Source organism: Pseudodesulfovibrio profundus, from assembly GCF_900217235.1.
Lineage (GTDB): Bacteria > Desulfobacterota > Desulfovibrionia > Desulfovibrionales > Desulfovibrionaceae > Pseudodesulfovibrio > Pseudodesulfovibrio profundus.
Genome location: NZ_LT907975.1, coordinates 3,914,848 through 3,925,635, shown reverse-complemented (window position 1 = coordinate 3,925,635; position 10,788 = coordinate 3,914,848). Strand labels below are relative to the sequence as shown.

The 10,788-nt window shown below is 52.9% G+C and carries 11 protein-coding genes and 1 tRNA gene; 2 read left to right on the top strand and 10 right to left on the bottom strand.

What is annotated here, in order from left to right:
* Positions 1 to 2 precede the first annotated feature (2 nt).
* Positions 3 to 1,436 carry a FliI/YscN family ATPase gene (locus tag DPRO_RS18415; RefSeq protein ID WP_097013387.1) on the top strand — a complete coding sequence of 478 codons (1,434 nt, stop codon included), beginning with the start codon at positions 3 to 5 and terminating at the stop codon, positions 1,434 to 1,436.
* Positions 1,437 to 1,447: 11 nt separating this feature from the next.
* On the opposite strand, the gene DPRO_RS18410 is transcribed toward DPRO_RS18415, so the two are convergent.
* The 9 genes from DPRO_RS18410 to DPRO_RS18370 form a co-directional block, all read right to left on the bottom strand.
* Positions 1,448 to 1,870, bottom strand: a complete 423-nt coding sequence (locus DPRO_RS18410; protein WP_097013386.1) for an arsenate reductase ArsC — start codon at positions 1,868 to 1,870, stop codon at positions 1,448 to 1,450.
* A 68-nt stretch (positions 1,871 to 1,938) separates the two neighbouring features.
* Positions 1,939 to 2,244, bottom strand: a complete 306-nt coding sequence (locus tag DPRO_RS18405; RefSeq protein WP_097013385.1) for a MerR family transcriptional regulator — start codon at positions 2,242 to 2,244, stop codon at positions 1,939 to 1,941.
* Between the two features lie 224 nt (positions 2,245 to 2,468).
* Positions 2,469 to 4,877 carry a phenylalanine--tRNA ligase subunit beta gene (gene pheT, locus DPRO_RS18400; protein ID WP_097013384.1) on the bottom strand — a complete coding sequence of 803 codons (2,409 nt, stop codon included), beginning with the start codon at positions 4,875 to 4,877 and terminating at the stop codon, positions 2,469 to 2,471.
* A 78-nt stretch (positions 4,878 to 4,955) separates the two neighbouring features.
* Positions 4,956 to 6,008 carry a phenylalanine--tRNA ligase subunit alpha gene (pheS, locus tag DPRO_RS18395; protein ID WP_097013383.1) on the bottom strand — a complete coding sequence of 351 codons (1,053 nt, stop codon included), beginning with the start codon at positions 6,006 to 6,008 and terminating at the stop codon, positions 4,956 to 4,958.
* A 3-nt stretch (positions 6,009 to 6,011) separates the two neighbouring features.
* Complete coding sequence (rplT, locus tag DPRO_RS18390; RefSeq protein WP_097013382.1) at positions 6,012 to 6,365, bottom strand: 50S ribosomal protein L20; 354 nt, start codon at positions 6,363 to 6,365, stop codon at positions 6,012 to 6,014.
* A gap of 170 nt (positions 6,366 to 6,535) precedes the next feature.
* Positions 6,536 to 6,733, bottom strand: coding sequence for a 50S ribosomal protein L35 (gene rpmI, locus DPRO_RS18385; protein WP_097013381.1), 198 nt, complete (start codon positions 6,731 to 6,733; stop codon positions 6,536 to 6,538).
* A 48-nt stretch (positions 6,734 to 6,781) separates the two neighbouring features.
* Positions 6,782 to 7,330, bottom strand: a complete 549-nt coding sequence (infC, locus tag DPRO_RS18380; protein WP_097013380.1) for a translation initiation factor IF-3 — start codon at positions 7,328 to 7,330, stop codon at positions 6,782 to 6,784.
* Positions 7,314 to 9,251, bottom strand: a complete 1,938-nt coding sequence (thrS, locus tag DPRO_RS18375; protein ID WP_097013379.1) for a threonine--tRNA ligase — start codon at positions 9,249 to 9,251, stop codon at positions 7,314 to 7,316. Before thrS ends, infC begins: the two co-directional genes overlap by 17 nt.
* A gap of 78 nt (positions 9,252 to 9,329) precedes the next feature.
* Positions 9,330 to 9,404, bottom strand: a tRNA-Val gene (locus DPRO_RS18370).
* Between the two features lie 300 nt (positions 9,405 to 9,704).
* Between DPRO_RS18370 and DPRO_RS18365 the strand changes: the two genes are divergently transcribed.
* Positions 9,705 to 10,025, top strand: coding sequence for a DsrE family protein (locus DPRO_RS18365; RefSeq protein ID WP_232005647.1), 321 nt, complete (start codon positions 9,705 to 9,707; stop codon positions 10,023 to 10,025).
* 60 nt (positions 10,026 to 10,085) lie between these two features.
* Here the strand turns inward: DPRO_RS18365 and DPRO_RS18355 are convergent, their stop codons facing one another.
* On the bottom strand, positions 10,086 to 10,772 hold the full coding sequence (locus DPRO_RS18355) for a DVU0298 family protein (protein ID WP_097013376.1): 687 nt from the start codon (positions 10,770 to 10,772) through the stop codon (positions 10,086 to 10,088).
* Positions 10,773 to 10,788 lie beyond the last annotated feature (16 nt).

Here is a 10,788-nt window from a genome sequence, read left to right as displayed (position 1 = left end):
GCATGAGCGGCTCGCCACTCCACATGCTGGAAGAGCTCGATCCGTGTCAGACGTTCGGCAAGGTCACCAAAGTCGTTGGCCTCATCGCCGAAGGACAAGGCATCAAGGCTCCACTGGGGTCGGTCTGCTACCTCATTCCGGAATCCAGTGATCCCATTCCTGCGGAAGTGGTCGGTTTTCGCGACGGAGCATGTTTGTTCATGCCCTACTCGGACATGCGCGGGATCGGGCCGGGTAGCTTGATTCAAAATGCTGCTACGCCACCCCATATCCCTGTCGGCAAAGAACTTCTCGGCCGTGCGGTTGATGCATTCGGCAAGCCCCTTGATGGCAAAGGACCGATTGCGGCTGAGACTTATGCTGCCCTGCACCGTGAGCCACCCAATCCACTGGATCGCCCTCGCATCAACGAACCGCTTGATGTCGGCATACGATCCGTCAATTCCCTGCTGACCCTGGGCAAGGGGCAGCGTGTCGGTATTATGGCGGGTTCTGGCGTCGGTAAATCCACCACCTTGGGCATGATGGCCCGTTACACCAAGGCTGACATCAATGTCATTGCACTGGTAGGCGAGCGTGGCAGAGAGGTTGTGGAGTTCATGGAGCGTGACCTTGGTCCTGAAGGTATGGCCCGTTCCGTGCTCATTGTTGCCACATCGGACAAAAGTCCGCTCATTCGTATGCGCGCAGCCTACGCAGCCACTGCTGTTGCTGAATTTTTCCGGGATCAGGGCAAGGATGTCCTGCTGATGATGGATTCCGTCACCCGTTTTGCCATGGCAGGACGCGAAGTCGGCCTTGCAGCAGGCGAACCCCCGACTCGTGGTGGGTACACGCCATCAGTTTTCGCTCACCTTCCGCAGTTGCTGGAACGAGCAGGCAAAGCCAAGACCGGTTCTATAACCGGTATTTACACGGTTTTGGTTGATGGTGACGACTTTAATGAACCCATTGCCGACTCCACCCGCTCTATTCTTGACGGTCACATCGTCCTCACCCGCGACCTAGCCGATCTCGGTCACTATCCGGCCATTGACGTGCTCAAGTCTGTCAGTCGTCTGCGTAGCGATATCACCAGTGATGAAGCGCAGGCAGACGGTCGAGCCCTGCTGCGACATATGGCGACATTCAAAAAAGTGGAAGACATGGTCAACATCGGCGCCTATCAGAAAGGCGCCAACCCGGAAGTCGACAAGGCCATCTCAATGGTTGGCCCCATCAACAAATTTCTCAGGCAGCTTGTGTCTGAAAATGAACCACTGGAATCAGCCATGCAGAAAATGCATGCGCTCGTCGGTGGACAGCCCTCCAATCAGACGCAGCAACGCCCACAGCAAAACGCTGCTCCCAACCAGCAGCCACAACAGCAGCCACAACAGCAGCAACGCAGACAGGAACCGATCCCTCCAGGGGATATTTCGGTGAAGATGGGATAACCGCTCGGCGGCTATTCGCTTAGATTATCCGGGATGCCGGATACCATGCCTTTGATTTCATCCCGAACCCGACGATAGACATCAAGCATTTCCTCGCCTTCAAGCCCTTGCTCTTTGACGATGGAGGGCGGGTCATCAAATCCGCGGTGAACACGTTTGCTCTGCGCCGGGAAGAACGGACAGTTTTCTGACGCATGTCCACAAAGCGTGACAATGTAATCGAACTTCACGTCAGGCAAATCATCGACGGTTTTGGATGACTGCGCCGAAATATCCACTCCGACTTCGTTCATCATCGTGGCAACATTGGGATTCATCCCATGCTTGACCACACCAGCCGACCAGACCCCGAAATCAGGGTGCAGTTGACGCGCCCACGCTTCCGCCATCTGGCTACGACACGAATTGCCGGTGCATAAGAAAAGAATATTCATTGGAAAGACCTCGAAGTTAGATGCATGTCACCCCATGTCTGCCATCTGAATGTGACAGGCGTATGAAGCTATGCCAAAAGTTTCTTGATTTCGAGGAGCTCGTTATAGATATCTTGCAGCAAAGGAGCGTTGTCACGGCTTTGCAATTTCTTTTTCGCTCCATCAATGGTGAGCCCCTCATCGTAGAGGAGTTGCTTGATTTCGCGGATTTTTTCCAGGTGCTCTTCGGTATACAACCGCTGGCCCGATTGGGTGCGAATGGGCTCGATCTCATCGAACTCCCCTTCCCAGAAACGGAGGACATACGTCTTGACCCCAAGTTCCTTGGCAGCCTGACCTATCTTATATGTCTTGAACTCCTGTAAATCTTCCATCGCCTAGCAATACCAAAAGCAGCCTTTTGCTTCAATATGTTTAGGCATGTGTCGATGAGTTATCGACTAGCCACTTGATAATCATCGGTTTTATGAACTTCGGCGTAGATTATTTCAACAATTTCACGCCGTGATGCAGAAATGTTCACCTCAACTCCAAAGGAATCCACATAAAAAAACCCCACACGACACTGTGTGGGGTTTTAAATCGACATTGTCAGCAACTAGAAGCGAATCGGAAGATTCTTTTCCAGGGCGGCAAGCACTTTTTTATGCTCCTTATCCACCTGTTTGTCCTTGAGTGTCTTCTTGGGGTGACGATAGGTCAAGCGGAACGACAGGTTACGCTCTTCATCCTGCCCCTCGGGGACAAATTCAGCGACCAGCTCCACGGACTCCAGAATGGAGACACCGGCATCGGTTATAGCCTCACGGATGGTCTGGGCGGTCAGCGTGGACGGTCCAATGACAGTCACATCGCGACGGCTCGGCGGAAATACCGGCAGCGGAGCAAAGATGATCTTGTGATCATTGACGATGCTACGCAGTGCATCCAGATCCATGTCAGCCAACCAGACATCCTTTTTCGCGTGATAGTAATCGGCGATTTCTTCCTTAACCTTACCCATGAAACCGATGGACGTATCATCCAGAGTGACTTCAACGCACGGAGCAAGGTAAGGATGGTCTTCCACAAGAGCAAACTGCGGTTCTGCCAGTTTGAGGTGGTTCATGACCAGATGCTCCACATGCCCTTTCACATCAAGGTAGTCAGCTTCACCGGCTTCCCACGGCCATTCGGTCGCATGACGGGGGCCGTACATGAGCATGCCCAGACGGACATACTCGCGGGTTTCGGTTTCGGTTTCGGATTCGGCATCGGCCACAAAGCGCTTGGCTACTTCAAAAATACGGACATGGTTGTTGCCCTGCGCCAGATTGTTCTTCAGCGTATTCAGCAGGCCGGGAGCAAGGTCGGTCCGCAGGACGTTCTGCTCTTCGGACAAGGGATTCGCGATATTGACGCGTCCTTCCTTGGGCAAACCAAGGCGGTCCAAATCTTCATCACCCACGAAGCTGTAGTTGATCGCTTCGTTGAGGCCGATACCCGCGCCCCAGGTCTTGACGTCCTGAATGAAAGCGAACTCAGTCAGACCGGAAGTGGAAGTATTGAGAGACTTTGCCACCTTCGGCAGAACTGCCGGAATCTGATCCAGGCCGAAAACTCGCCCGACCTCTTCGTAAAGATCGACTTCACGTTCCAGATCAAGACGATGGGACGGCGAGGAAACAGTCCAGTTGTCTGCATCGGAATCTTCAACCGTGCACCCTTCACCCTCGAAGACTTTCTTGGCAAAGGACGGTTCCAGATCAAGGCCGAGAAGGGACATGCAGCGAGCATGACGATACACGTGCTTGCGATCTTCCCAAGGCATTGGCTCATTGGAGGCAACGCCGGTGACGACGGTGCCGCCGGAGGTTTCAGCCATCAACTGTGCCGCACGATCCATGGCGAAGCGGGTCATCTGCTGATCGACACCACGCTCAAAGCGATAGGAAGCGTCAGACGGCAGGGCCAATCGGCGGGCGGTTTTGCGAACCGTGCCCGGGCGGAAGACAGCAGCTTCGAGCAGAACGTTGGTGGAGCCTGCCTGCATCTCGGAGTTGGCACCACCCATGACACCGGCCAGAGCGATGGGCTTCTTGCCGTCCCAGATAAGGAGATCATTGGCAGTAAGGGTGCGCTCGACATCGTCCAGCGTGGTAAATTTCATCCCGTCGGTGGCAGGTGCGACTCGAATGGTGGCATCTTCGATCAGATCCATATCAAAGGAGTGCAACGGCTGACCCAACTCGAACATGATGTAGTTCGTGCAATCAACGATGTTGGAAATGGGGCGCTGCCCGAGTGCCAACAATTTAAAGCGCATCCAGTCCGGGGCCTTGCGTGTCTCGACACCATGCAGCACACGAGCATGGTAAGCAGGACAAAGCTCAGGATCATCGATCAGTATTTTCACTTCATCAGCAGCATTGCCACCGGATTCAACCAGATTCAGCTTGGGCAATGTCAGCGGAAGGTCGAAGGCAAGCGCAGTCTCACGGGCAAAGCCGAGGATCGAAAGGCAATCCGCCCTGTTGGGCGTGATGTCAAAATCAAATACTGTGCGCTCAAGTTTCAATGCGTCGACCAACTTGTCGCCGACGGTGAAAGAATCATCGAGAACCCAAATGCCTTCATGATCATCGGAAAAACCAAGCTCATTCTCAGAGCAGATCATGCCCATGGACTTGACGCCACGGAGCTTGGCTTTCTTGATCTTCATACCTTCAGGCATGACGGTTCCGACGGTGGCCACAGGAACCTTCTGTCCCTTGGCGACGTTAGGCGCACCGCACACGATGGTCAGGGTTTCGGGACCGCCGACGTCAACCGTGCAGACCGAGAGCTTCTCGGCTTCGGGGTGCTTTTCGCACTCCACAACATAGCCGACAACGATATCCTTCACATTCTCGAAAGGATCTTCGATGCCTTCAAGCTCCAGACCAAGCATGGTGAGTTTGTCACCAAGAGCCTGAATTTCTCCCTCGTAGGGAACAAATTCCCGCAACCAATTGAGACTGACTAACATTGCACTACCGTAAGCTTAGAAAATTATGAAAAAGCGGCCGCAGGGACCCCGACTGGGATTCCCGGGCCGCACTGCAATCTATGCAAACTGTTCGAGAAAACGAACGTCGTTCTCAAAGAACATACGCAGGTCGCCGATGTTGTATTTGAGCATGGCGATACGCTCAATACCGAGACCAAAGGCAAAACCAGTGTATACTTCAGGATCGTACCCAACGGACTTGAAGACATTGGGATCAACCATGCCACATCCGAGGATTTCAACCCAACCGGTTCCCTTACAGATTCGGCACGTTTTCCCGCCGGTCTCCCCTTTGCCGCCACAGGCCACACAGGAGATATCGACTTCTGCGCTCGGTTCGGTGAACGGGAAGAAGCTGGGACGGAAACGGACATCGGTCTTTGCACCGAAGATGCGACGCACGAAGACCGTCAGTGTTCCGCGCAGGTCAGCCATGGAAACATTTCGATCAACCAGCAACCCTTCGATCTGGTGGAACATCGGGGTGTGGGTCAAATCGGAATCACGGCGATAGACCTTACCGGGGGCGATGACAGCCACAGGCGGTTCCTGCTTGAGCATCGACCTGATCTGCATACCGGAAGTATGCGTACGAAGGACAATGTTCTCGGAAACATACAGCGTGTCCTGCATGTCGCGAGCCGGATGCTCGGGAGGAATGTTGAGCGCCTCGAAGTTGTGCCAGTCGTTTTCGACTTCAGGACCGGCAGCGTGCTCGAATCCCAAACCGGTCAGCACGTCACAGACTTCGTTCATGACGAGGGTAACAGGATGCTTGGAACCGGCCCAAGGCTTGCGCCCAGGCATGGTGGGGTCGAACTGTGCCAACGCCTGACTTGCTTCCGCAGCTTTCAGGTCGGCCTGCCAACCGTCAATCAGCGCAGTGATTCGCTGCTTGATCTCGTTGGCCTTTTTACCGCCTTCCGGCTTGTCGGCATTATCCAGTTTACCAAGCTGCCCCATAAGCTGGGCCAGCTTCCCCTTTCTACCCAAGAACTCGATCCGAAGTTCGTCCAGTTCCTCTAACGAACAAGCCTGGCCCTTGCGAGACTCGCAATCTTGGGCCAGGCTGTCGAGTCCTTCCAGGAAGGACTTCAATTCATTACTCACGGTTTAGCTCACCTTGGCTTTGGCGGCCTCTGCGACTTTGGCAAATACTTCAGGATTGCGCACTGCCATGTCAGCGAGGACCTTGCGGTTCAGCTCAATACCTGCCAGCTTGAGTCCGTTCATCAGACGGCTGTAAGACAGACCGTTGATACGGGCGGCAGCGTTGATACGCATGATCCACAGCTTGCGAAATTCACGTTTTTTACGCTTGCGGTCGCGATAGGCGTTGCAAAGGGCCTTTTCAACGCGCTCACGAGCTGTGCGGTAAAGGCGGCTACCGGCTCCGCGGTAACCTTTGGCCATCTTCAGGTATTTTTTGTGACGCCGCTTGGCGGCTACACCACGTTTAACTCTCATGGTAATTCTCCATCTTTAATCGACCTCCCAGGCTGGAACGGACGCCCCTGGCGAGGCAAGATTCTATAGGTTTAAAACAATAACGCTAGATCTTCATTTGAAGCCGGAGCCGACATGCGTGGACAACGAGTCTCTTGTACGCTGCCGGCAGGCACATATCAAAGGAGATACTAACCGTTGGGCAGCTGACGACGAACGGCCTTCATGTTGGTGGAGTCCACGGTGGTGGACTGCCCCAGGCGACGTTTGCGCTTGGCGTTCTTCTTGGTCAGAATGTGACGCAAGTTCTTTCTGCGGCGCTTGAACTTACCGGAAGCAGTTTTGGAAAAACGCTTTGCGGCAGCGCGACGAGTTTTGATCTTGGGCATAGTAGCCTCCTTAATAAAACGGGACTGGTGTCCCTAAGTGAGTATCGACTATTTTTTCACTGGAGCAAGCATCATTGTCATCGTCCGTCCCTCAGACAATGGCCTGCTCTCGACTTTGGCGATATCTTGCGTATCTTCCACAACGCGTTCGAGCATCATCAGCCCGCGATCCTTGTGGACGATTTCGCGACCTCGGAAGAAAACAGTAACCTTACAACGGTCACCGCCACCGAGAAATTTGACTATTTTCTTGAGCTTGGTTTGGTAATCGTGCTCATCGGTCTTGGGCCGGAATTTGACTTCCTTGATCTTGATTACGGTTTGTTTTTTCTTGGCTTCCTGCAGCTTTTTCTTCTGCTGGAACTTAAACTTGCCATAATCCATGATCTTACAGACCGGCGGATCAGCATTAGGCGCTACTTCTACAAGGTCAAGCCCTTTGCTACGGGCGCGTTCCAATGCGTCGCGGGTGTCCAAAACACCCAGCTGTTCGCCGTCCTCGTCAACTACCCGCACCCGTGGGATGCGAATTCTCTCGTTGCGTCGGACCTGATCCTGTCGTCTCTGGCCTCGACGGTCGTTACCCCGAAAAGCTATAGCTCATTCCTCCTGCTTCGAAAGGCGCCTTCGCAGCATCCAAAATGAGCTGCGCGGCTTCTTCCAGTGTCACCAAACCCGGATCGTCACCATCGCGTGAGCGAATATTGACACATCCAGCCTCAACCTCTTTATCACCGATTACAAGCATATACGGGATTTTCTCAACTTGAGCTTCCCGAATCTTATAACCCAGTTTCTCATTGCGAGTATCCGCTTCAATGCGGATGCCTTTTGCGGCAAAGAGACGCTTGGCTTTTTCAACAAAATCTAATTGTGCGTCCGTTACATTCATCAGACGCGCCTGCACCGGAGCAAGCCACACAGGATACGCACCTGCGCAGTGTTCCGTCAACATGCCGATGAAACGTTCAATGGATCCGAGCATGGCCCGATGGATCATGACTGGCCTGTGACGTTCACCGTCCTCGCCCACATATACTATGTCAAAGCGCTCTGGCAAGGTGAAATCCACCTGAATGGTACCACACTGCCAGGAACGGCCGATTGAATCCAGAAGATGGAAGTCGATCTTGGGACCATAAAACGCCCCGTCGCCTTCGTTGATAGTGTAATCCATGCCGGACTTTTCAAGGGCCTGACGCAACGCTTCGGTTGCCACGTCCCAAGCTTCGTCCGAGCCAATGGATTTCTCCGGGCGCGTAGAAAGCTCCACCTGGAAATCGTAATCAAACAGCGAGTATACATCACTGTAGAACTGCATGAGATCAAGAATCTCAGCCTCGATCTGATCCGGGCGACAAATAAGGTGCGCATCATCCTGAGTGAAGGTGCGAACACGCATCAACCCATGCAGGACGCCGGACTTTTCGTGGCGGTGAACAACGCCGAGCTCGAAATAGCGCTGCGGCAGTTCACGATAGCTCATGATCTTGCGCTTATAAATGATCATGTGAGCCAGGCAGTTCATGGGCTTGACGCCGTAGGCCTGCTCATCGATCTCCGTGAAATACATGTTTTCACGGTAATTGTCATAGTGACCGGACTTTTCCCACAGCTCGCGCTTGAGAATCAGCGGTCCCTGAACCAGATCATACCCGCGCTTGAGGTGTTCCTTGCGCTCGAAGTCCTCAAGGATAGCCCGAAGCAGCATCCCTTTGGGGTGCCACAGAGCCATGCCCGGTCCGACTTCTTCATTGAAGGAGAACAGGTCAAGCTGGGTGCCGAGCTTGCGATGGTCGCGCTTCTTGGCTTCTTCCAGTCGGTTCAGGTGCTTTTTCAACGCCTTGGGGTCCTGCCAGGCAGTACCGTATATACGCTGCAACTGCTTGTTTTTCTCATCTCCACGCCAGTAGGCACCAGCCACGGAAAGCAGCTTGAAGGCTTTGAGCATGCCGGTGCGGGCCACATGAGGACCACGGCACAAATCAGCAAATTCACCGTGCGTATACACAGTGAATTCTTCTCCGCCCAGATCGTCTATGAGTTCGCCCTTGTAATCCTCACCCTTCTCCGCAAAGTAGGCACGCGCTTCATCAGCAGACATGGTCTGTACGGAAAATTCCTTGTTGGCACCAACCGAAGAAAGCATTTCCTTCTCGATGGCCTCAAGGTCTTCGGGAGTGAACGGACGTTCGTAATCGAAATCGTAGTAAAAGCCGTCCTTGATGGAAGGACCGATGGTCACCTGTGCCGTAGGGAACAGTTTTTTGACCGCTTCGGCCATCAGGTGGGCAGTGGAGTGTCGGATAATATCCAGCCCCTCTTCGCTATCTGCGAAGACGGGCTCAAGAGTGGTGCAGGCAGTCGGTACGGTTGCGCCAAGATCAATAAGTGACTCGCCACATTTGGCTGCCACTACTTTCTTGAACTGCTTTTTCGACAGCCCTTCACTGAGGGCATCGGCGCACGAAGCGCCGTCAGCCAGGTCAACCTGCTTGCCGGAAACTTCAATCTGCACTGCATGCTCCTTGTTCCGTATTTTTCGGAATTCTAAAAAATGAAAGGGAGGCTACTAAGCCTCCCTTTCGGGGATTTCTGGTAGGCGCGGAGGGATTTGAACCCACGACCCTTTGCACGTCAAGCAAATGCTCTCCCCCTGAGCTACGCGCCTTCTCGTCGAAGCGGAGTGATATCTATCTGTGACCCGTTTCATTGTCAAGCAGCAATTGAAAAAAAGTTCATTTTTTCTTTCAAAGGGGAAACCTCATAGCTTATCGACAATACACACACTCTATCGAAAACCGCTCCATTCCTACATCTTTGTACCCAAAGCGACTTTCATCCAATATTGAGCACAGAAACAGAGAGTCCCATGACTAGCTACTTCCCCTGCATCTCCTTTTTTGGATTTGCCAATGAACAACACTCTTGCTATCAAAAATCTAGATTAAAAACACAACAAGGATAGACAATGCAAATACTCTTAACGCTTTCATCGAGTGATCCCGAGATAAAATGGAATACGGTTCGCTTCGGCAACTTCCTTCTCAATGCCGGGGAGGAAGTAACCATCTTTCTTAATGGCCCTTCTGTCGATCTGACCAAAGGTGATTGTGCAGACTACCCCATCGCTGAACAGGCCAAGCTATTCACACTCAGCGAAGGCGTCCTGGCCGCCTGAGGCAAGTGCATGAGCATCCACGGTGTGGATGAAAATGATCTCTGTACGTTATCCAATATGCAGTTTCTCTACGAAGAAATGGCTAAAGCGGACAAAATCATGAACTTCTAATGCAAGACGGTGCCCCCATGAATTCATGGGGGCACCGTCTTATGATTTTTCAGCTAAATCTTACAGATTGCCCAGTGCTCTTTCTACAAGCGCTCCGACAGTGGTATCAACCAGCTCATTATCGATGAATGTCCTGATGCCTGTATCATCGGACGCAAGACTCTCCAACTTCTCCCTAGCCCCCTGAGCCCCAATCAGACCCAGTACCCAGGCTGCATACGCCCTGTTGTACGGATCTTCCTCATCAAGGGCCGCCACCAGAAAACGTTCGCCATGCTCGACATATCCAGGCTTTTCTGCAGCCAGCCTTGCCAGTCCCCAGAAAACATCGCGCCGTAACTCCGGATGATCAAGAAAGTTGCCGTCACAGTCTTCGTCACAGAAAATGTATGACGCCAGAATCTTGTGGTATTCCTTGGCCACCTTCTCATTTCTGACCATTGCTTCAGCCATGAAATGCGGAATGCCCCATCCGAGGTTTCCAGACTCCTCGTTCATGTACCACATGCACGTCCGCATGATGACTCGGGCCTTTTCCATGGAAGCCTCGGCCATTCGATCGACGGTCAGTCCGAAAGCAGTAACCGAACGCCATCGCACCTTCTCTTCTCGGTCAAGACGAAGTGAAAGCAACGGCGGGACCAATTCTCCAGGAGGCCGGGACTCCAGCTCTTCCAGGCGATCATGCCAGTTGTCATCCATCAGAATATCGCGAACTTCCATCTTCACTTTGCGAAATCGAGACATGCTATCTCCACGTTTT